Annotated in this window: 22 protein-coding genes; 14 read left to right on the top strand and 8 right to left on the bottom strand. The window is 58.1% G+C overall.

The genetic code is table 11. The features are described 5' to 3' along the window. Window positions 1-4 precede the first annotated feature (4 nt). From fdxH to BMF08_RS05845, 5 genes are all read left to right on the top strand, one after another. The gene (gene fdxH, locus BMF08_RS05865; RefSeq protein ID WP_072571383.1) at window positions 5-907 is read left to right on the top strand and encodes a formate dehydrogenase subunit beta; all 903 of its coding nucleotides are present in this window, start codon (window positions 5-7) and stop codon (window positions 905-907) included. Then, complete coding sequence (gene fdoI, locus BMF08_RS05860; RefSeq protein ID WP_072571384.1) at window positions 904-1,539, top strand: formate dehydrogenase cytochrome b556 subunit; 636 nt, start codon at window positions 904-906, stop codon at window positions 1,537-1,539. Before fdxH ends, fdoI begins: the two co-directional genes overlap by 4 nt. After that, window positions 1,536-2,465, top strand: a complete 930-nt coding sequence (gene fdhE / locus BMF08_RS05855; RefSeq protein ID WP_072571385.1) for a formate dehydrogenase accessory protein FdhE — start codon at window positions 1,536-1,538, stop codon at window positions 2,463-2,465. The genes fdoI and fdhE overlap by 4 nt, the downstream gene beginning before the upstream one ends. A 221-nt stretch (window positions 2,466-2,686) precedes the next feature. Next, complete coding sequence (locus BMF08_RS05850; protein WP_072571386.1) at window positions 2,687-2,929, top strand: type II toxin-antitoxin system ParD family antitoxin; 243 nt, start codon at window positions 2,687-2,689, stop codon at window positions 2,927-2,929. After that, window positions 2,922-3,206 carry a type II toxin-antitoxin system RelE/ParE family toxin gene (locus BMF08_RS05845; RefSeq protein WP_072571387.1) on the top strand — a complete coding sequence of 95 codons (285 nt, stop codon included), beginning with the start codon at window positions 2,922-2,924 and terminating at the stop codon, window positions 3,204-3,206. The genes BMF08_RS05850 and BMF08_RS05845 overlap by 8 nt, the downstream gene beginning before the upstream one ends. 3 nt (window positions 3,207-3,209) lie before the next feature. Here the strand turns inward: BMF08_RS05845 and fabY are convergent, their stop codons facing one another. The 6 genes from fabY to BMF08_RS05815 form a co-directional block, all read right to left on the bottom strand. After that, window positions 3,210-4,151 carry a fatty acid biosynthesis protein FabY gene (gene fabY / locus BMF08_RS05840; protein WP_072571388.1) on the bottom strand — a complete coding sequence of 314 codons (942 nt, stop codon included), beginning with the start codon at window positions 4,149-4,151 and terminating at the stop codon, window positions 3,210-3,212. A gap of 44 nt (window positions 4,152-4,195) precedes the next feature. Further along, a complete protein-coding gene (gene dtd, locus BMF08_RS05835; RefSeq protein ID WP_072571389.1) occupies window positions 4,196-4,633 on the bottom strand; it encodes a D-aminoacyl-tRNA deacylase in 438 nt (145 codons plus the stop codon). Then, window positions 4,630-5,502 (bottom strand): virulence factor BrkB family protein, encoded by an 873-nt coding sequence (locus tag BMF08_RS05830; RefSeq protein WP_072571390.1) that lies wholly within the window; start codon window positions 5,500-5,502, stop codon window positions 4,630-4,632. The genes dtd and BMF08_RS05830 overlap by 4 nt, the downstream gene beginning before the upstream one ends. After that, window positions 5,496-6,095, bottom strand: a complete 600-nt coding sequence (gene yihX / locus BMF08_RS05825; protein WP_072571391.1) for a glucose-1-phosphatase — start codon at window positions 6,093-6,095, stop codon at window positions 5,496-5,498. Before yihX ends, BMF08_RS05830 begins: the two co-directional genes overlap by 7 nt. A 217-nt stretch (window positions 6,096-6,312) precedes the next feature. After that, window positions 6,313-7,341 (bottom strand): LacI family DNA-binding transcriptional regulator, encoded by a 1,029-nt coding sequence (locus BMF08_RS05820; protein ID WP_072571392.1) that lies wholly within the window; start codon window positions 7,339-7,341, stop codon window positions 6,313-6,315. Continuing rightward, entirely contained in the window at window positions 7,314-9,041 is a 1,728-nt protein-coding gene (locus BMF08_RS05815; RefSeq protein WP_072571393.1) for a solute:sodium symporter family transporter, read from the bottom strand. Before BMF08_RS05815 ends, BMF08_RS05820 begins: the two co-directional genes overlap by 28 nt. A 213-nt stretch (window positions 9,042-9,254) precedes the next feature. On the opposite strand from BMF08_RS05815, the gene araD reads away from it, so the two are divergent. Genes araD through BMF08_RS05780 form a run of 7 tightly spaced genes read left to right on the top strand, consistent with a single transcriptional unit; the run spans window position 9,255 to window position 16,099 of the window. Then, window positions 9,255-11,009, top strand: coding sequence for an L-arabinonate dehydratase (gene araD, locus BMF08_RS05810; protein ID WP_234007215.1), 1,755 nt, complete (start codon window positions 9,255-9,257; stop codon window positions 11,007-11,009). 9 nt (window positions 11,010-11,018) lie between these two features. After that, complete coding sequence (locus BMF08_RS05805) at window positions 11,019-11,810, top strand: HpcH/HpaI aldolase family protein (RefSeq protein WP_072571394.1); 792 nt, start codon at window positions 11,019-11,021, stop codon at window positions 11,808-11,810. Continuing rightward, a complete protein-coding gene (locus tag BMF08_RS05800) occupies window positions 11,810-12,709 on the top strand; it encodes an aldose 1-epimerase (RefSeq protein WP_072571395.1) in 900 nt (299 codons plus the stop codon). The genes BMF08_RS05805 and BMF08_RS05800 overlap by 1 nt, the downstream gene beginning before the upstream one ends. Beyond that, window positions 12,684-13,556, top strand: coding sequence for an SMP-30/gluconolactonase/LRE family protein (locus tag BMF08_RS05795; RefSeq protein ID WP_072571396.1), 873 nt, complete (start codon window positions 12,684-12,686; stop codon window positions 13,554-13,556). Before BMF08_RS05800 ends, BMF08_RS05795 begins: the two co-directional genes overlap by 26 nt. 5 nt (window positions 13,557-13,561) lie before the next feature. Further along, a complete protein-coding gene (locus tag BMF08_RS05790) occupies window positions 13,562-14,431 on the top strand; it encodes an NAD(P)-dependent oxidoreductase (RefSeq protein WP_072571397.1) in 870 nt (289 codons plus the stop codon). Window positions 14,432-14,446: 15 nt separating this feature from the next. Continuing rightward, on the top strand, window positions 14,447-15,214 hold the full coding sequence (locus BMF08_RS05785; protein ID WP_072571398.1) for an SDR family NAD(P)-dependent oxidoreductase: 768 nt from the start codon (window positions 14,447-14,449) through the stop codon (window positions 15,212-15,214). A gap of 9 nt (window positions 15,215-15,223) precedes the next feature. Then, the gene (locus tag BMF08_RS05780) at window positions 15,224-16,099 is read left to right on the top strand and encodes a sulfite exporter TauE/SafE family protein (RefSeq protein WP_072571399.1); all 876 of its coding nucleotides are present in this window, start codon (window positions 15,224-15,226) and stop codon (window positions 16,097-16,099) included. Between the two features lie 187 nt (window positions 16,100-16,286). On the opposite strand, the gene BMF08_RS05775 is transcribed toward BMF08_RS05780, so the two are convergent. Further along, complete coding sequence (locus BMF08_RS05775; RefSeq protein ID WP_072571400.1) at window positions 16,287-17,078, bottom strand: DeoR/GlpR family DNA-binding transcription regulator; 792 nt, start codon at window positions 17,076-17,078, stop codon at window positions 16,287-16,289. 36 nt (window positions 17,079-17,114) lie between these two features. Continuing rightward, on the bottom strand, window positions 17,115-18,011 hold the full coding sequence (locus BMF08_RS05770) for a sugar kinase (RefSeq protein WP_072571401.1): 897 nt from the start codon (window positions 18,009-18,011) through the stop codon (window positions 17,115-17,117). Window positions 18,012-18,178: 167 nt separating this feature from the next. Between BMF08_RS05770 and yihU the strand changes: the two genes are divergently transcribed. Then, window positions 18,179-19,075 carry a sulfolactaldehyde 3-reductase gene (gene yihU / locus BMF08_RS05765; protein WP_072571402.1) on the top strand — a complete coding sequence of 299 codons (897 nt, stop codon included), beginning with the start codon at window positions 18,179-18,181 and terminating at the stop codon, window positions 19,073-19,075. A gap of 20 nt (window positions 19,076-19,095) precedes the next feature. Beyond that, window positions 19,096-19,971 (top strand): sulfofructosephosphate aldolase, encoded by an 876-nt coding sequence (gene yihT, locus BMF08_RS05760; protein WP_072571403.1) that lies wholly within the window; start codon window positions 19,096-19,098, stop codon window positions 19,969-19,971. The last annotated feature ends 4 nt before the right edge of the window (window positions 19,972-19,975 follow it).

Below are 19,975 nucleotides of genomic sequence, written 5' to 3'. Positions count from 1 at the left end.
ACTTATGGCTTATCAATCGCAAGATATTATCCGTCGTTCCGCGACCAACGGTTTCACCCCTGCGCCTCAGGCGCGGGATCACCAGCTTGAAGTGGCGAAGCTCATCGACGTGACCACCTGCATCGGCTGTAAAGCCTGTCAGGTGGCCTGTTCGGAGTGGAACGACATCCGTGATGAAGTGGGACACAACGTCGGGGTGTATGACAACCCGGCGGATCTGACCGCTAAATCCTGGACGGTGATGCGCTTCTCGGAAGTGGAGCAAAACGACAAACTGGAGTGGCTGATCCGTAAGGACGGCTGCATGCACTGCGCCGATCCTGGCTGTCTGAAAGCCTGCCCGTCTGAAGGGGCGATCATTCAGTACGCCAACGGCATCGTCGATTTCCAGTCGGAACAGTGTATCGGCTGCGGCTACTGCATTGCAGGCTGTCCGTTTGACGTACCGCGCATGAACCCGGAAGACAATCGCGTCTACAAATGCACCCTGTGCGTGGACCGCGTGACTGTCGGCCAGGAGCCGGCATGCGTGAAAACCTGCCCGACCGGGGCTATCCACTTTGGTTCTAAAGAGGATATGAAAAACCTGGCGGGCGAGCGTGTGGCCGAGCTGAAAACGCGCGGCTACGACAATGCAGGCCTGTACGATCCGGCAGGCGTTGGCGGTACGCACGTGATGTACGTTCTGCACCACGCTGATAAACCGAATCTTTACCATGGCCTGCCGGAGAACCCGGAAATCAGCGCCACGGTGAAATTCTGGAAAGGCATCTGGAAACCGCTCGCGGCTGTCGGCTTTGCGGCAACCTTCGCGGCCAGCATCTTCCACTACGTCGGTGTCGGTCCGAACCGCGCAGAGGAAGAGGATGACAACCTGCATGAAGAGAAAGACGAGGTGCGCAAATGAGAAAACGTGACACCATCGTGCGCTACACCGCGCCGGAACGCATTAACCACTGGGTCACCGCCTTCTGCTTCGTGCTGGCGTCGGTGAGCGGGCTGGGCTTTTTCTTCCCGTCCTTTAACTGGCTGATGCATATTCTCGGTACGCCGCAGCTGGCGCGCATCCTGCACCCCTTCGTGGGTGTGGTGATGTTTGCCTCTTTTATCATCATGTTTTTCCGCTACTGGCATCATAACCTTATCAATCGCGACGATATTTTCTGGGCGAAGAACATTCGCAAGATCATCGTTAACGACGAGGTGGGCGATACCGGGCGTTATAATTTCGGCCAGAAATGCGTGTTCTGGGCGGCAATTATTTTGCTGGTGCTGCTGCTGGTTAGCGGGGTGATTATCTGGCGTCCGTACTTCGCGCCGGTCTTCTCCATTCCGGTGATCCGATTTGCCTTAATGCTGCATTCATTTGCCGCAGTAGGGTTAATTGTGGTTATCATGGTGCATATCTACGCCGCCCTATGGGTTAAAGGCACCATAACCGCGATGGTGGAAGGCTGGGTAACCAGCACGTGGGCAAAGAAACATCACCCGCGCTGGTACCGTGAAGTCCGCCAGAAAGAGGATAAGTCACCTGAATGAGTATTCGCATAATCCCGCAAGATGAGCTGGAAAAAAGCGAGAAACGCGCGGCGGATATGATCCCGCCGCTGCTTTTCCCCAGGCTCAAAAATCTCTATAACCGCCGTGCTGAGCGGCTGCGTCAACTGGCGGAAAGCAATCCGCTTGGCGATTATCTGCGCTTTGCCGCGCTGATCGCCCACGCGCAGGAAGTGGTGTTGTACGACCATCCGTTACAGATGGATCTTACCGCCCGCATCAAAGAAGCCAACGACCAGGGCAAGCCGCCGCTGGATATTCATGTCCTGCCGCGCGATACGCACTGGCATAAGCTGCTGCATTCGCTGATCGCCGAACTGAAACCGGAGATGAGCGGTACGGCGCTGGCGGTGATAGAGAATCTGGAAAAAGCCTCGTCCCAGGAGCTTGAGGCGATGGCCAGCGCGCTCTTTGCGACGGATTTTGCCTCCGTCAGCAGCGATAAAGCGCCCTTTATCTGGGCAGCGTTATCACTGTACTGGGCGCAGATGGCCAGCCTGATCCCCGGCAAAGCCCGCGCGGAATATGGCGAACAGCGCCAGTTCTGCCCGGTGTGCGGCTCGATCCCGGTTTCCAGCATGGTACATATCGGCACCACCCAGGGGCTGCGTTATCTGCACTGCAACCTGTGTGAAACCGAGTGGCATGTGGTGCGCGTGAAGTGCAGCAACTGCGAGCAAACGCGCGATCTGCATTACTGGTCGCTGGACAGCGAGCAGTCGGCCATCAAAACCGAAACCTGCGGGGATTGCGGTACTTACCTGAAAATTCTGTATCAGGAAAAAGACCCGAACGTCGAACCGGTGGCAGACGATCTGGCCTCGCTGGTGCTGGACGCGCGCATGGAGCAGGAAGGCTTTGCCCGCAGCTCCATCAACCCGTTCCTGTTCCCGGGTGAAGGTGAGTAAATAGCCGTAGTTATAAAAGCCCGCCCTGTGCGGGCTTTTTTATTGCGTTCGCGCTGCTTTGCGAGGCGCTTTCAGAAATCGTGATCACACTTTTACATCCCTTACGCATCCGGCTATAACGCTGTGGATTGGGAGCGTGGCGTGGTGGATTTTCCATGCGATCGTTCCGGTTTAAGACCCGGAGTGCTATCTTGTGTTAATAGATAACACAGGAGGAAAAAATGCCCAGAACAACCAGCATAACGATTGGGGACCATTTAGATCGTTTTATTAGCGAGATGATTGAAAGCGGGCGTTATGGTTCAACAAGCGAAGTCGTGCGTTCCGCGTTACGTTTGCTGGAAGAACAGGAGTTACACAATGGTAAGTTACGCGAAGCGCTGGAAAAGGGACTTAACAGTGGGGAAAGCCCGTTAACTTTGCAGGAAATTGCGACAAGGAAAAAACGCAGCTTAAATGTATAAACTCTCCAGGCTGGCCGCCGAGGATTTTGGTGCGATTTATGAATATTCCTGGCGTCAATTTGGCCCATTGCAGGCAGATAAATACACCGCTGAACTGGATACGTTTCTAATGCTACTCGCTCAAAACCCTTTGATGGGGCGCGAGATAAATATTATTGAAGATGTTCGTCGCTACGATCACGGTCAGCACGCCATTTTTTATCAGATGCAGAATGACGGGATTTTTATTGCCCGCATTCTGCATCAACAAATGGACCCTTTAAAGCATCTGAAATGAGCCCTACTCTTCTTCGTTACCGCCCTCTTCCAGCGGTCCGAAGGGTTTGGCGGGCAGCACGATATAGATGCCTTCAAAAATCGCGCCCGCTTTATCGTCGCCAAAGAGCTCGACCTGGAGCTGAACGCGGGATTTACGACCACGGGCCAGGCGGTCCAGATCGCCGCTGAGCGAGCCTAAATCCGCAACCGCGCTCGGGCGTCCGCTGATCGGCTGGCTGTAACGAATATGCGCATCCGCCAGAATAATGGTGCCGCCCAGATGACGCTCGCGCAGCATCAGCCAGATCAGCCCCCAGCCGGTGAGCGTGGCAAGTGAGAACAGACTGCCTGCAAACAGCGTGTTATGCGGGTTCTGATTGCCCGTCTCCGGCATGGTGGTAATAAATTTTTGCCCGGTGTACTGCTGGATGCGCACGCCCATTTTTTCACTGAGCGGAATATGCTGATACCAGGCCTGCTGCAACTGCCCGCACCAGTCGCCGCGATGCAGAATATCATCGAGCGAAGCGACGGGTTTCACCATCAAAAAATGGCGCAGCGGCGTGGTCTGCGGCGCGGTGATCTCGCCTTCGTTCACAAAGCCGAGCTTGGCGAAAAACTCCACGGCGTCTTCCCGCGCGCTACAGGTGACGCGCTTTACGCCCTCCTGCCGGGCCACGGATTCCAGCGTCATCGCCATCAGCGTGCCAAGGCCTTTGTCCTGCACGCTGGGATGTACCGCCATAAAGCGGATCGAGGCTTCATTGTCGGCATTGATATACAGTCGCCCGACGGCCACCAGCTTGCCGTCTTCGTCCATCACCATCTGGTGATGCGCCATCGCATCCCAGGCATCGCGCTCGGAGCCGCGCGGCTGGCGCAGCGGCTTACGCAGCATTTCCCAGCGAAAGGCGTAGTAACGTTCTAATTCTTCTTCTGTCTGCGGTACGCGTAGGTGGTACATAGCGGTATTCTCTCTTGTTGACCGGGGCAACACCGCAAGCTGACTCATACCTGGAGCCAGAACGTTACGGGGCCGTCATTCACCAGCGAAACCTGCATATCGGCAGCGAATCGTCCGGTTTGCGTCACCATATCGAGGCTGCGGCAACGCGACACGAAATAGTCATACAGCGCTTCGGCACGCTCAGGTTCAGCGCCTTTTGAGAACCCCGGACGCATGCCGCGGCTGGTATCGGCCGCGAGGGTGAACTGCGACACCACCAGCACGCTGCCGCCAGCCTGTTTAACGTTGAGGTTCATCTTGCCGTCAGCGTCGCTGAACACACGATAGCCGAGCACCCGTTCGCACAGGCGGTCGGCTTTTTGCTCGTCGTCATCCTTTTCGACACCTAATAACACCAAAAGTCCCGGGCCGATTTCACCCGTCACTTCATCCTCCACGCTGACGCTGGCGCGGCTAACACGTTGAATCAATGCAATCATGGTTGGTCTGCTTGTGCTTCTTCTGCGGCTTCTTTGAGTTTGCGGTATTCCCCGAGAGTGACAGTTATTTCCGCGCCAAGCAAGACGATACACCACGTCCAGTACACCCAGAGGAATAAAATCGGCACCACTGCCAGCACGCCGTAAATCAGCTGATAAGAGGGGAACATGGTGATGTAGAGGGCAAAAGCTTTTTTGCCCAGCTCAAATAACAGAGCGGCGACCAGCGCGCCGACAAGGGCATCGCGGTTCGGTACGCGCGTGGTCGGCACGATGCTGTACAGCAGCCAGAACGACAGCCAGGAGAGGATCAGCGGGAAAATCCGCAGCACGTCGTCAATCACGCTGTCGAGATCGCTCACCCAGCGCAGGGAGAGCAGATAGGAACTGATAGCCAGGCTCGCGCCCGCCAGCAGCGGCCCCAGCGTCAGGATCATCCAGTACACCGCGAAGGAGTAAACCTTCGGCCGTACCCGTTTACTGCGCCAGATGACATTAAGCGCGCTGTCAATGGCATACATTAACAGTAAAGAGGTGACGATCAGCCCGCATGCCCCCACCGCCGTCATTTTGCTGGAGTTAGCGACAAACTGTTCGATATAACGCTGGATCACATCGCCGGTGGCGGGCATGAAGTTGGCAAAAACAAAATGCCGCAACTGGATACTGACGTCATTGAACATGGGAAAGGCGGCGAAAAGCGCGAAAATCACCGCCACCAGCGGCACCAGCGAGAGCAGGGACACATAGGCGAGATTCCCCGCCAGCGTCGTCATATTGTCTTCATCAATACGCTGCCAGAGCAATTTGAGCCAGGCCACCACCGGTCGGGTATGATGCCTGGCTTTATGATGAACGGTTTTTAACATAACTGCTTCGCAAAATAGGTCGGGAGAGTGTCTTTACCGGTCACCAGAATGGAGGTGATCCCCAGCTGGTTAGCGCCTTCTATATTATCGGCGTTATCGTCAAAAAAGACCGTATCGGCGGCGCTAAATCCTTCGGCCTGTAACACCGCCTGATAAATTCGTGCTTCGGGTTTACGCATCCCCATATCCTGGGACAGGTAAATATGATCGGCGGCAGCTTTAATTTCCGGATATTCCTCCGGCCAGAAAGTCGTGTGCAGACGATTGGTGTTGGACAGCACCACCACGCGGTGCCCCTGGGCGCGCAGTTTATGCATGATGTCGATCACCTCCGGGCGCAGCGCAACAAACACCGCCTGCCAGCCGTGGGAAAATTGCTCGTAGCTGAGGGGGAGATCCATTTCCCGGCACAGCGCTTCGGCAAAGGCTTCATCGGTGATCTCCCCGCGCTCATGCTGATGGAAAGCCTCGCCCATGGTGAAGCTCTGCTTGAGCGTCGCCAGCGGCACCCGGCTGAAATCGCTCCATGCGCCCAGCACCCGATTGAAGTCAATATCGACAATCACATTACCTAAATCAAAGATATAGAGCATTTCCCTCTCCTTATCAGCCGTGGAAGGATAACTGTAGCGGGAAATGATGAGGGTGAACAGTCGGGCAGTGCGGGATCGATATATCAGGCAAGTTAACTGTGTTTTCGTGCATTGCGCCGGGTGGCGGCTTCGCCTTACCCGGCCTACAGCATCGATGATACTCGTAGGCCCGGCAAGCCTGCGCCGCCGGGCAGAGAAGAAACGAATTATTGCATCTTTAAAACGGCAGTCGCGTACTGCCGCGCGGCACGATCTCAAATCCCGCGTCGACGATATCGCCCTGCCAGCTGCGGTCGGCGCTCATACGCAGCATCATTTCCGCGGTGCGGGCGGCAATAATGCTGGCGTTGAGGTTCACGCTGGAAAGGGTCACCGGCGACAGCCAGGCGCTGGAGGGGAAATCCCCGTAGCCAAGAATACTCAGCTTTTCGGGTACGGCGATGCCGCGGCTTTGCGCTTCCATCAGCAGCGCGGTGGCAATGGCATCGCTGGTACAAAAAATGCCGTCCAGCCCGCGCGTTTTCACCAGCGTCGGGATAAGGATTTCCCGGCTGGCCTGCCAGATATTTTCCGCACGGGGAATATCCACCAGCAGGGCGCTTTTCCCCTGCTCTTCCAGCGCGCGGCTGAAACCGGCGTAGCGAATTCGCGCCCGAATATCATCCTCAAAGCGGGTGGTGAAATACGCCAGCTCCTGACAGCCGGAATCCAGCAGAAAACGTGCCGCCGCATAGCCAATTTCGGTGTGATTATTGCCGACCTGCGCCGGGAACGCGCCGCCGTCCACCTGCCACATCTGCACCACCGGCACGCCGCTGTTGCGCAGCATCTTCAGCGTTGACGGTTTATGGTCTGCCCCGGCAATGGCGATCACCGCCGGGGACCATTGCAGAATCGAGCGGATCTGTTCTTCTTCTTTATCAAGGCTGTGATCGTGGGAGGCGATGGACAGCTGAAACCCCTGCGCGCTCACCGTCGATTCAATGCGCTGCACCACGTGGCTGAAAAAACTGTTCGCCAGCGACGGCAGCACAATCGCCATATTGCTGCTCTGTCCGCCGGTAAACTGGCTGGCGATTTTGTTGTGCACGTAGCCCAGGCTGTCGATAGCCGACTGAATTTTTTTGCCGGTTTTTTCCGACACGCGATCGGGCTGGCGGATATAAAGCGAAACCGTGGAGGGCGAGACGCCAGCCTTCCCGGCGACATCATCAAGTTTTACGATTTGGCGTGATCTCTGGCGCATTCCACTCCCGTCTTCTTATTTCGCGTTAACAGCCGCATCAGCAGCAACGCCCCGGCCCAGACAGCCGTAAGCCACCAGACGAAACTGTCAGGGATCCCCGTTTCCGCGGCAAGACCGAGCGGGGATAAGGTCATAAATATGCTGATTAAAACGGCCATCATGATAACACTTGCCGGGATGGCATAACGCCATTTTTCCATTGGTATTCTGGCGGGCGCCGCCTCCGGCTCCTCCCAGCGCGCAGGCCACAGATATCCCATCAGCAACAGGATCGCCAGTTCAATAACGAACAGCAGTCCCATCACGTGGATATAGTGCAGCGGAATAAATTTTTGCACCCCGCTGAAGGTATAGATCGCATAAACAACAATATGAAAAATCAGCACTGTTTTTGCCGCTCGCGCCGGTACGTTGCGCGTTAAAAATCCCGCCAGCACCAGAGTGATGATCGGGATGTTATAAAAGCCGGTAAAGCGGCGCATCAAATCAAAGATGCCGTTCGGCGTATGCAGCAGCAACGGGGCCAGCACAATAGACACCAGCGAAAACGCCAGCGAGGCGATTTTCCCCACCCGCACCAGTTTTGCCTCGTCCTGACAGCCGGTGAGGGGGCCATAGAGATCGATAACAAACAGCGTGGCGCTGGCGTTAATAATCGAATTGAAATGGCTGATCACCGTGCCGAAAATGGCGGCGGTGAACATGCCCGTCAGCCACCATGGCAGCAGCGCTTTGACCAGCGCCGGATACGCATAATCCGCATTGCTGAACACCGGGCCAAACAGATTGAAGGCGATCAGCCCCGGCAGCACCATCACCAGCGGCACCAGCAGTTTGATACTGCCCGCCAGCAGCACCCCCTTCTGACTTTCGGCCAGTGACGACGCGCCCAGCGTGCGCTGAATGATCATCTGATTAGTACACCAGTAGAACATATTGGCGCACAGCATCCCGGTAAATACCGTACTAAACGGCACGGACGCGGTTTCACTGCCGATGGCGTTCAGCTGCGCCGGATGGTTCAGCAGGCGCGTTGCCCCGCTGATAAAAGCGCCGTCGCCCAGCGCGAACAGCCCCAGTACGGGGATCAGCAGCGCGGCGATCAGCAAAATCACACCGCTGATAGTGTCGGAGATGGCCACCGCTTTCAGGCCGCCCAGGGTGGCGTACAGCCCGCCAATTGCCCCCATCGCCAGTGCCAGCAGGCCAATGGCGCTCCAGGCGGGCAGATGAAAGAATGACTGAAAATCAAAGATTTCGTTCATGGTGAGCGCCCCCAGATAGAGGCTGCACGGGTTCGCCATCACCGCATAGCCCACCAGCAGCATAATGCTCACCATCCGCCGGGTCGTCTGATCAAAGCGCGTTTCCAGAAATTGCGGCAGCGTGGTCAGTCCGCGACGCAAAAAGCGCGGCAGAAAAAACAGCGCCATGATGATGGTCGCCACGGCAGCGGTGCTTTCCCAGGCCATGCCGCTGATATCAAAGCGATACGCATTGCCGTTCAGCCCCACCAGTTGCTCCGCCGACAAATTAGACAGCAGCAGCGATCCGGCAATGAAATACCCCGACAACCCCCGCCCGGCGAGAAAAAAGCCGTCCACACCCGCTTCTGAAATGCCTTTGGTTTTGCGGTATGAGTATAGCGCTACGAAAATTAAGAAAAGTAAAAACGACGCGACAGAAAATAGCATCTGCATAACACCACCCTCCCTGAGCATGCGGTTCCATTACTATTCCACAGCCTTTCCCCGACAGATAACGACAACAGACGGGAAATTTGAGCTGGCCTGTCAAAAACCATACTCACGGCAAGGGAATTGCGGGGGCTATCACAAAACAGGGCTAAGCCATCTTGAATATCGTAGCGCTACGATATTACCGTATAAATAAACCTACACCGGAGTACTTACATGATGTTCAACACAGATCGCTTACCACGCCGTGAGATCGGTGAACTCCGCAGCCAGCGCTGGTACGCCCCCGATACCATCCGGGCGTTTGCCCACCGCCAGCGCACACAACAAATGGGATTTGGCCGGGACGAGTTTCTCGGTAAGCCGGTCATCGGCATTATCAATACCTGGAGCGACATGAGCGCCTGCCATGCGCATTTACGCGAGCGGGCTGAAGCCGTGAAGCGCGGCGTCTGGGCGGCGGGCGGTTTTCCGGTGGAGCTGCCTGCGCTGTCGATGGGCGAAGTGATGGTGAAACCCACCACCATGCTGTACCGCAATTTCCTGGCGATGGAAACGGAAGAGCTGCTGCGCCAGCATCCGATCGACGGCGTGGTGCTGCTCGGCGGCTGCGATAAATCCACCCCCGCGCTGCTGATGGGCGCGCTGTCGATGGATTTGCCGCTGATCTTCTGCCCCGCCGGGCCGATGACCACCGGCAAATGGCGCGGCCAGACCACAGGCGCGGGAACGCACACCAAAAAATACTGGGATCAGCTGCGCCTCGGCGCCATTACGCAGCATGACTGGGTGGAGCTGGAAGGGGCGATGACGCGCTCCATCGGCACCTGCAACACCATGGGCACCGCGTCAACCATGACCTCCATTGCCGATGCCATGGGTTTTACGCTGCCGGGTGCCAGTTCCATTCCGGCGGCGGACAGCCGTCATCCGCAAATGGCGGCGCAGTGCGGCCAGGCCATTGTCGATATGGTGTGGTACGACCATAAACCGTCCCACTGGCTGACGAAAAAGAATTTCCTGAACGGCATCGTCACCTATATGGCGCTGGGCGGCTCCACCAATGCGGCGATCCACCTCATTGCCATGGCGAACCGTGCCGCTATTCCGCTGACGCTCGCCGATATGGAAGCCATCGCCCGCCGGGTGCCGGTGCTCGCCAACCTGTTCCCGTCGGGAAAATACCTGATGGAGGATTTTTTCTTCGCGGGCGGCCTGCTGGCGCAGCTGAAAAAGCTCACCGGTTTCTTGCATCTGGATGCGCGGGGCGTCACCAACCGGCCGGTCAGCGCGTGGATCGAACAGGCGCACTGCTATGACGACGACGTGATCCGCGATCTGCAAAATCCGGTCATTCCGCTGTCACAGGGCTGCGCACTGACGGTGCTGCGCGGCAATTTATGCCCGGATGGCGCGGTGATGAAATCCTCCGCCGCCAGCCCGCAGCTGCGCAAACACACCGGTCCTGCGCTGGTGTTCGACAGCCATCAGGCGCTGTCGGATCAGATTGACGACCCCGATCTGGCGGTCACTAAAGATACGGTGATTATCCTGCGCAATGCCGGGCCGGTGGGCGCGCCGGGCATGCCCGAGTGGGGCAACCTGCCGATCCCCAAAAAACTGCTACGCGAGGGCGTGACCGACATGGTGCGTATTTCCGATGCGCGGATGTCCGGCACCCATTACGGCACCTGCATTCTGCACGTCGCGCCGGAAGCGGCGGTCGGCGGGCCGCTGGCACTGGTGCAAACCGGCGATCGGGTGACGCTCGATATTGAGGCGGGCACGCTCAATATGCTGGTGGACGACGACGAAATAGCCCGCCGCCGCGCGGCACTTACCCCGCAGCACACTGTTTTTGCGCGCTCCTGGGCGGCGCTATACCAACAGCACGTTACCCAGGCGAATGAAGGCTGCGATTTTGATTTTCTGCAATCCGGCGGCGATGTCCCTGAACCGCCCATTTTTTAAGGAACCCTGATGAACCCTTTTAAACACGCCCTGCTTTCAGGCCAGCGCCTGCTCGGCACCTGGATGATGACCGGCAGCGATACCGTCGCCGAAGCAATGGCGACGGTCGGATTCGATTTTCTGGTGCTGGATCAGGAACATGTCGCCGTCGATACGCTGGACGCCATACGCATTGATCGGGCGATCCGCAGCATCAGCGCCACCACCACGCCGCTTTACCGCCTCGCGGGAAACGAGGTGGTGCTTATTAAACGCGCGCTCGACGGCAGCGCGATGTCGCTGATGATCCCTTTTATCAACACCGCGGAAGAGGCGCAGCAGGCGGTGGTCGCCGCTTATTACCCACCGTATGGCAAACGCGGCTTTGCCGCCATGCACCGCGCCTCTGGTTGGGGCGGGAATGCGCAGTTTGTGCAGGAGGCGCGGGACGAACTGTGCCTGATCCTGCAACTGGAGACGCCGGAAGCCATCGCCAGTATCGATGCCATCGCTCAGGTGGACGGCATTACCGGCTTCTTTATCGGGCCGGGCGATTTGTCAGCGGCGATGGGGCAGCCGGGCAACCCGTCGCACCCGGAGGTGCAGCTGATGATCAAGCGCGGGCTGGAGGTCTGTCAGCGCCTCGGCAAACCCTGCGGCATCGTCGGTGGCAATCCGCAACTGGTGAATAAGTACCAGCAGATGGGCTTTAACTTTGTGGCGCTGGCCTCGGACATGAGCTTTATGCTGGCGCGCGCGAAAGAGCAGCTGGCGGCCATTCGCGGAGAACAGCTCACCATTCGCGGCGGGGAGGTGTACTGATGACCCGGCTTATTGAAGGTAAATACGGCGATATGCATATCGCCGTCGCGCCGGAGTTGGGCGGTGCGCTTGCCTGGCTGCGCTGGCGCGGGCACAACATTCTGCGCCCTCTCGATCCGCGGGGCGCACAGCGCGCCAATATGTGCGGCAGTTATCCGCTGATCCCCTGGTCGAACCGCATTGCCGACGGGCGCTTCGCCTTTGACGGCCAGCCTTTTCAGGTGACGCGCAACGTGCCGGATAATCCGCACGCGCTGCACGGCATCGGCTGGCAGCAAATCTGGGAGGTGATCTACGCGAGTGAAACGCAGATTGATCTTGCGTTTACCTGCCCGGCCTCTGTCCGCTGGCCATGGCCGTGGCGGGCCAGCCAGCGTTTTGCACTGACCGAAAATGACCTCAGCGTGTCGCTGACGTATCACAACCTCGCGGATCAGGCTGTGCCCGCCGGGCTGGGCTTTCACCCGTTTTTTGCCGACGCCGCCCGCAGCGAGGTCATGTTTCACGCCGCCCACGTCTGGCTGAACGATGAAAACAGCCTGCCGGATGAGGAAGTCGCCGTGCCGCCCGCGTGGGACTACACGCGCTTTAAAACGCCGCTCGCCGGCTCGGTAGACAACTGTTTTACCGACTGGAACGGCGAAGCGATCGTGTGCTGGCCGCAGCGCGGCATCCGCGCCACCTTGCACAGCAACACGCCGAATCTGGTGTTTTTTATTCCCGGCGACGGGCGCAACGTGGTGGCGATGGAACCCGTCAGCCATATCAACGACGCCATTAACCGCTTCCCGGCAGGCAGCAACGTCCAGGCAATGGATCGCATCGCGCCCGGCGGCGAGCTGTCGCTCAGCATGACAATAAGGATGTCAGACGATGGAACAACCCCGCGTACTCTTTGACTATCACGGCGAGCTGCCGGAATGCCCGACCTGGGATGCCGACCGCCAGACGCTCTACTGGACCGATATTTTGCGCCAGGAAATTCATCACTATCAGCCGCACAGCGGCAAGCACGGCGTGATGCACTTTGCCGAAGAAGTGGGCTGCTTTGCCCTGCGCAAGCGCGGCGGTCTGATCGTCGCCATGCGTTCTGCCATCTGGCTGACCGATGGCGAAGGCAGGCTGACGCAGAAAGTGTGCGATAACCCGAATAACCCCCAGCTGGCGCGCTTTAATGATGGCGGCACCGACGGCCAGGGACGCTTTTATGCCGGAACCTACTGGGGGCCGCGGGATTACAACGGCGCGCTGCTGTGCCGTGTAGACGCCGACCTGAAAACCACGGTGTTACAGTCCGACATTCTGGGCGCGAACGGGCTGGCGTTTTCCCCGGATGGCCGGTGGATGTACACCAGCGACACGCCGAATCATGTGATTTATCGCACACCGCTGGATGCGCACGGCCAGCCCGGTCAGCGGCAGATCTGGAAAACCTTCCCGCGCGGCAATGGCAGACCGGACGGCGCGGCCATCGACGCTGAAGGCTGCTACTGGAGCGCGCTGTTTGACGGCTGGCGTATTGCGCGCTTTTCACCGCAGGGCGAGGTGCTGGCGGAAATCCGGCTGCCGGTGCGCTGCCCGACCATGGTCTGCTTCGGCGGCAGTGACATGAAAACCTTATTTATTACCACCACCCGGGAAAATATGTCCGCAGAAGAAATTAACGCTCACCCGCTGTCAGGTGCGATATTTTCCCTGCGCGTTACTGTCCCCGGCATTCAGAAATTAAAATTTAACGAGAACTGAAAAAAATGAAAACCATTGGTTTTATCGGGCTTGGCCTGATGGGCGAAGCCATGTCCAAAAATATTGTCACCAAATTTACCGGTACGGTTCTGGTCTTCGATATTAATCAGGACGCCATTAACCGGCTGGTATTACAGGGCGCGCAGGCGGCTATTTCCGTGGCGGATATTGCGCAGCGTGCCGACGTTATTATCAGCATGGTGCCCCGCTCTGAACATGTGCGCGATATTTATCAGCAAATGCTGCCGTATTTACATGACGGGCAAATCACCATTGATATGTCGACTATCGATCCCTCCGTGTCGGTAGCCATTTCCCGCCAGGTGAATCATACCGGCGCAATCATGCTCGACGCGCCGGTGGTGAAATCGGTGCCTGCCGCGCAGAAGGGCGAGCTGGGTATTTATATCGGCGGTGATAAAGCAGCATGGGAAAAGGTGTCGCCGATCCTCGCGATGATGGGTAATCACCAGATCCATATGGGCGGGAATGGCCGCGGCCTGGTGATGAAAATCGTGCATAACCTGCTGGTGGCGGGCATTCAGAACAGCGTCAATGAGATGCTGACCGTGGCGGATCATTACGGCATCGATAAAGCGGATTTTCATAAAGCCATCTCGTTTGGCGGCGCCACCAACTGGTATCTCGACAGCAAAATTAACAGCCTGATCGCCGAAGATTTCCGCACCGCCTTCTCTCTGCAAAATATGGCCAAAGACGTCAACATCATGAAATCGCTGCTGACAGAAGCCGGGTTATTTCTGCCGGGCGTGAATGTGGTGAAAAACGTGTATGACCAGGGAATGGAAAACGGCCTGGGTGGCGAAGATTTTTCTGCCACCTGGAAAGTCGTTAAGCACAGCGCCAGAAAATAATTGAGGAATAAGATTATGCACAGCGAAATCAACGTCATTTATAAAAGTCTGCACAATAAAGTCGTGGCCATTACCGGCGGCGCCAGCGGCATTGGCGAAGAATATGTCCGCGCCTTTGTGAATCAGGGCGCGCGGGTGGCCTTTCTGGATTATGACGCCCGGGCCGGTGAGAAACTGGCTGCGGAAATGGGATGTCTGTTTTTATTTTGCGACGTCACGGATATTAATCAGCTTAAAGCCTGTTTTACGCAGATTATCGAACAGCTGGGCGATATTGATATTCTGATTAATAACGCAGGCAGCGACGATCACCATACTATTGATGATCTGACGGAAGACTATTTTAATAACCGTATTAACGTCAATATGCGTCACCACCTGTTCGCCATTCAGGCGGTTATTCCCGGCATGGCGCGCAAAGGCAGCGGCAGCATTATCAATATGGGCTCGATTAACTGGATGCGCGGGCGTCCGGGACGGGTGTGCTATTCCCTGTCGAAAGCGGCGATTCACGGCTTTACCCGCACGCTGGCGCAGGAGCTGGGGCCGCGTGGGATCCGGGTGAACAGCCTGGTGCCGGGGGCGATCCGCACTGCCAAACAGGACGCGATGTGGGCGAAACTCGATCCGGCGGCGGTAAATCAGTTTATCGAACTCCAGGCGCTGAAATTCCGTCTCGACGGCACGCACTGCGCGCGGCTGGCGCTGTTTCTGGCGTCCGATGAATCCTGCGGCTGCACCGGGCAGGACTTTATCGTCGATGCGGGCTTGTCGCTGAATTAAGGAGCGGATATGGACTTCTTTAGCTTGTTCACACCTGATGGCGTGATGCTGGAAACCGGCGCGGTGCTGATTGTGGTGGCGGTGATGTTTCTTTACACCTTCGTCGGGATTTGCGCGGGGTTTGGCGGCGGGCTGACCGCCATGCCGCTGATCACCATGGTGCTGCCGTTAAAAATGGCGGCGCCGATGTCGGTGATGGTCGGCACGGCGACGGCGCTGTACGCCACCTGGCTGTCGCGCAAGGAAACCGACTGGAAATCGGCGCTGGTGTTGATTGTGTTCTCTCTGGCGGGGATCCCGGTGGGGCTGTATGCGCTGTCGTTTCTGCCCGATCACATTATGAAGATTGGACTCGGCGCTTTTATCATTCTCTATTCGTTCTACAGCCTGTTTATTCCGCGTCTGCCGGTGTACGACAAACGCTGGATTGCCGCCCCTATGGGCGCCATCGCCGGAGCGCTGGGGGCGGCCTTTTCCACCAACGGGCCGCCGGTAGTGATGTACGGGATGCTGCGTAATCTGGCCCCCGCCGCCTTTCGCGGTACGCTGAACGCCTTTTTTACGGCGAACAATATCGCGATTATTGGCGGGCTGGCCACCAGCGGTATTCTGACCATTTCCACCGTCAAGCTGGTGATTTTCTGTATTCCGACCATGATCCTCGGCTCGCTGGTCGGCCAGTACGTTCACAAGCGGATTTCGGTGAAAGTGTTTCGCCTGATGGTGTTTTTGCTGCTGATTGCCTCAGGGGCGATGCTGATAAAAGGGGCAACCGGGATCTCTGCCGCAAGCGCCCTGCTTCCGGCGTTTGGGCTGCTGGCGGTTCTGCAACTGGCATTTGGGCGGAAAGTCGCGGCGATACGCGCGGCGGAGGAGGCGCGGTAGTATTTTTGCGTTATATGCCGGGTGGCGGCTTCGCCTTACCCGGCCTACAAAATCAGTGATACCGTAGGCCCGGCAAGCATGCGCCGCCGGGCGATACGTGGCGGCTTCGCCTTACCCGGCCAACAAACCTACGAATCGGTGATACCGTAGGCCCGGCAAGCGTGCGCCGCCGGGCGATGCCCGCTCGTTACATCTCATCGTCCGGCGAGGCGAGGATCAGCTCGATTTGCTTGTTTTTCATCAGGCTGTGCAGCGCCTGCGGCGGGGCTTTGTCGGTAAAGAGTGCCGTGGCCTGGGTGACGTTGCCAATTTCCACGGCGGCGGAGGCGGTGAATTTGGTGTGATCCACCGCCACCAGGATTTGCCGGGAGTGGGCCATCATGGTGCGGGCGACGCTGGCTTCATTGACGTCAAACTCCAGCAGCGTGCCGTCGTTTTCAATCGCGCCGAGGCTTGTGATCAGGTAGTCGGCGCGAAACCCTTCCACAAAGGATACCGCGTGCGGCCCGATAATACCGCTGTTATGCGGCCGCAGCGTGCCGCCGGGCACCATCACTTCAAAGCGGGTATTTTTGTAGAGAATATGCGCCACCCGCAGGCTGTTGGTGATGATGCGCAGGTGGTTGTGATTGAGCAGCGCCCGCGCGATATGTTCCACCGTGGTGCCAATGGTAATGAAAATGGTCGACCCGTCGGGGATATAGTCGGCAATGGCTTCGGCGATGGCTTTTTTCTCAGCGGTCAGCGAGATTTCCCGCTCTTCAAAGGCCGTGTTAACCACGCTCGACGCGCGGCCTGCGCCGCCGTGATGACGGGTGATCAGACCCTGCTCGCTGAGCTTGCGAATATCGCGCCGCACCGTCTGCGTGGAGACATCCAGCAGTTGCGCCAGTTCATCAATGTTCATGTAACCGCGTTCAGCGATCAACGCCAGCAGTTGATCGTGGCGCGGGTTGCCGGTCAGCTCGGTGGCACTCATGCGTTTCCCTCGTAACCTCATCGTTAATGGGTCATTTTATACATAAAGTGACAAAAAAGACCGGACTTGATCACAATCAGGGATGCCGTCCCGTCCGCCGGGGCGGGTGCATTTGAGCGCCGCCACGCCGCTGGCGAAGCGGACGGCATCATTGATGGGCTGCTGTTGCGCCAGGCTGAACGCCAGCGCGCCGTGAAAGACATCGCCCGCACCGGTGGTATCCGCCACATCCACGCAAAAACCCGGTTGATGATGATGTTCAGCGCCGGTCATAAAATGACAGCCCTGCGCCCCGCTGGTGACATAAACCTGCCCGTCAGTGACGGTGCGGGCGTACTCCAGCCCGGCCAGCGGATCATCAAGACCGGAGAACCGCCGCAGGCCCGGCGCGGAAAAGACGGCGTGATCGCTGAGCGCCACCAGGTCGTCAATTTTTTGCGGCGTTACGTCGCCATCCAGCAGGGTTGTTACCCCGGCCTGTTTTGCCAGCGTGAAGGCGCGTTTCGCCCCGTCATGCCAGCGTACATCCGCCAGCACCAGGTCCCATTGTGAAAAATCCAGCGCATCCAGCCAGTCGGCGTCAGGCGGCAGATCCGGGCCGGGATAGTTAATGATGATCCGCTCGCCCTGCGCATCCACCAGCACGGCAGATTGCGAGGAGCTGGCATTTTTGACGCGCCGACAAAAGCGGGTGTTTACCCCCAGGGACTCCAGTTCCGCGAGAAGCTTGTCGCCAGTATCGTCATCGCCGGTGCGGCCGATAAAGTCCACCTGCGCCCCCAGTTTTGCCGCCGCCACTGCCGCCGTAGCCGCCGGGCCGCCGCCCACTTCCCGATAGTGATGCGCCACATATTTGCCCCCCTCCGTGGGTAACGCTTCCACATTGTAGATCCGGTCCATCACGGTTATTCCGACGCAGACGATACGCACCATGGTCATTCCTTAAACGAGTAACGATGCCGTCATTTTAATTTGCCGGATTGTTAAAAAAGTGACGGCTGTCAATTTTTTGACCATAAATTACAAATACGATCAAAAACAGACACAAAAGAGCACGACGAGAGACATAATCTGACAACCAGTAACGACGGGAGAGTGAAATGGCCAGCATTGCGTTTATTGGATTAGGGCAGATGGGCGCGCCGATGGCGACGAACCTGCTGAAGAAAGGACATCACGTCTGGGCGTTTGACGTGAACCCGGCGTCGATGGAGGGCGTGATCCGCGAAGGCGCGGTAGGGTGCAGCTCTCCGGCCCAGGCGGCGGAGTTTGCCGAGTTCGTCATCACCATGCTGCCAAACGGCGATCTGGTACGTCAGGTGCTGTTCGGCGATGGCGGCGTCTGCGAAACCCTCTCCACGCGCGCGCTGGTGATTGACATGTCCACCATTCACCCGTTGCAGACCGATGCCCTGATCCGCGAGATGCAGGCAAAAGGATTTCAGATGATGGATGCACCGGTGGGACGCACCTCCGATCACGCAGTAGCCGGTACGCTGCTGTTACTTGCAGGCGGCACGGCTGAGCAGGTGGAGCGCGCCAGCCCGGTGCTGCTGGCGATGGGCAGTGAGCTTATCAACGCGGGCGGCCCCGGCATGGGCATTCGCGTGAAGCTTATCAACAACTACATGAGCATCGCCCTTAACGCCCTCTCCGCTGAAGCCGCGGTGTTGTGCGAGGCGCTGGGCCTGTCGTTTGACGTGGCGCTGCAGGTGATGAGCGGCACCCCGGCAGGCAAAGGGCATTTCACCACCTCGTGGCCGAACAAGGTGCTGAAAGGGGATCTTTCCCCGGCCTTTATGATCGACCTCGCCCATAAGGATCTGGGGATCGCCCTGGACGTGGCGAATCAACTGCATGTGCCGATGCCGCTCGGCGCGGCGTCGCGGGAAGTTTATAACCTGGCGCGCGCCGCCGGACGCGGGCGTCAGGACTGGACGGCCATCCTGGAGCAGGCCCGCATCAGCGCCGGCCTCGCCCCTCTCGTATCCCAGTAATGCTGTAAAAGGACCGATGTATGACGACTTACACGCTTAAAGATATTACCCGCCCTTCCGGCGGCTTTGCGATGCTGGCGGTTGACCAGCGTGAAGCGATGCGCCTGATGTTCGCGGCAGCCGGTGCGCCACAGCCGGTGGCTGACCATGTGCTGACGGATTTTAAAGTCAACGCCGCCCGAACCCTGTCCCCCTTCGCCTCGGCGATCCTCGTCGATCAGCAATTCTGTTACCGCCAGGTGGTGGAGCAGAAAGCGATCGCCCCATCCTGCGGGATGATCGTCGCCGCCGATGCGTTTATTCCCGGCAACGGTATCCCGGTGGACAGCGTGATCATCGATAAAGCGGTCGATCCGCAGGCGGTGAAACGCGACGGCGCAAAAGCGCTGAAACTGCTGGTGCTGTGGCGCAGTGATGAGGACGCCGATCAGCGTCTGGCGATGGTGCGGGAATTTAATCAGCTGTGCCATGCAAACGGCCTGGTCAGCATTATTGAGCCGGTGGTTCGCCCGCCGCGCCGTGGCGATAAATTCGATCGCGAGCAGGCGATTATTGATGCGGCGAAAGAGCTGGGCGACAGCGGCGCCGATCTCTACAAGGTGGAAATGCCGCTGTGCGGTAAAGGCGATACGCAGACGCTGCTCGCCGCGTCCCAGCGGCTGAACGATCACATCGCCATGCCGTGGGTGATCCTCTCCTCCGGCGTCGATGAAAAACTCTTCCCCCGCGCCGTGCGCGTGGCGATGAGCGCGGGCGCGTCCGGTTTTCTGGCGGGTCGCGCGGTGTGGTCGTCGGTGGTGGGCCTGCCGGACACCGAACTGATGCTGCGGGATGTCGCCGCGCCTAAGCTGCAACGCTTAGGGGACATTGTTGACGAAATGATGGCGAAGCGCTGAGGAG

Source organism: Enterobacter sp. SA187 (genome assembly GCF_001888805.2).
Lineage (GTDB): Bacteria > Pseudomonadota > Gammaproteobacteria > Enterobacterales > Enterobacteriaceae > Enterobacter_D.
Note: the sequence above shows the minus strand (reverse complement) of the source record. Positions and strands in the feature narration are given on the sequence as shown.

Coding starts and splice junctions, on each gene's coding strand:
- fdxH (WP_072571383.1), top strand. CDS start 5: ATGGCTTATCAATCGCAAGATATTATCCGTCGTTCCGCGACCAACGGT.
- fdoI (WP_072571384.1), top strand. CDS start 904: ATGAGAAAACGTGACACCATCGTGCGCTACACCGCGCCGGAACGCATT.
- fdhE (WP_072571385.1), top strand. CDS start 1,536: ATGAGTATTCGCATAATCCCGCAAGATGAGCTGGAAAAAAGCGAGAAA.
- BMF08_RS05850 (WP_072571386.1), top strand. CDS start 2,687: ATGCCCAGAACAACCAGCATAACGATTGGGGACCATTTAGATCGTTTT.
- BMF08_RS05845 (WP_072571387.1), top strand. CDS start 2,922: ATGTATAAACTCTCCAGGCTGGCCGCCGAGGATTTTGGTGCGATTTAT.
- fabY (WP_072571388.1), bottom strand. CDS start 4,151: ATGTACCACCTACGCGTACCGCAGACAGAAGAAGAATTAGAACGTTAC.
- dtd (WP_072571389.1), bottom strand. CDS start 4,633: ATGATTGCATTGATTCAACGTGTTAGCCGCGCCAGCGTCAGCGTGGAG.
- BMF08_RS05830 (WP_072571390.1), bottom strand. CDS start 5,502: ATGTTAAAAACCGTTCATCATAAAGCCAGGCATCATACCCGACCGGTG.
- yihX (WP_072571391.1), bottom strand. CDS start 6,095: ATGCTCTATATCTTTGATTTAGGTAATGTGATTGTCGATATTGACTTC.
- BMF08_RS05820 (WP_072571392.1), bottom strand. CDS start 7,341: ATGCGCCAGAGATCACGCCAAATCGTAAAACTTGATGATGTCGCCGGG.
- BMF08_RS05815 (WP_072571393.1), bottom strand. CDS start 9,041: ATGCAGATGCTATTTTCTGTCGCGTCGTTTTTACTTTTCTTAATTTTC.
- araD (WP_234007215.1), top strand. CDS start 9,255: ATGATGTTCAACACAGATCGCTTACCACGCCGTGAGATCGGTGAACTC.
- BMF08_RS05805 (WP_072571394.1), top strand. CDS start 11,019: ATGAACCCTTTTAAACACGCCCTGCTTTCAGGCCAGCGCCTGCTCGGC.
- BMF08_RS05800 (WP_072571395.1), top strand. CDS start 11,810: ATGACCCGGCTTATTGAAGGTAAATACGGCGATATGCATATCGCCGTC.
- BMF08_RS05795 (WP_072571396.1), top strand. CDS start 12,684: ATGGAACAACCCCGCGTACTCTTTGACTATCACGGCGAGCTGCCGGAA.
- BMF08_RS05790 (WP_072571397.1), top strand. CDS start 13,562: ATGAAAACCATTGGTTTTATCGGGCTTGGCCTGATGGGCGAAGCCATG.
- BMF08_RS05785 (WP_072571398.1), top strand. CDS start 14,447: ATGCACAGCGAAATCAACGTCATTTATAAAAGTCTGCACAATAAAGTC.
- BMF08_RS05780 (WP_072571399.1), top strand. CDS start 15,224: ATGGACTTCTTTAGCTTGTTCACACCTGATGGCGTGATGCTGGAAACC.
- BMF08_RS05775 (WP_072571400.1), bottom strand. CDS start 17,078: ATGAGTGCCACCGAGCTGACCGGCAACCCGCGCCACGATCAACTGCTG.
- BMF08_RS05770 (WP_072571401.1), bottom strand. CDS start 18,011: ATGGTGCGTATCGTCTGCGTCGGAATAACCGTGATGGACCGGATCTAC.
- yihU (WP_072571402.1), top strand. CDS start 18,179: ATGGCCAGCATTGCGTTTATTGGATTAGGGCAGATGGGCGCGCCGATG.
- yihT (WP_072571403.1), top strand. CDS start 19,096: ATGACGACTTACACGCTTAAAGATATTACCCGCCCTTCCGGCGGCTTT.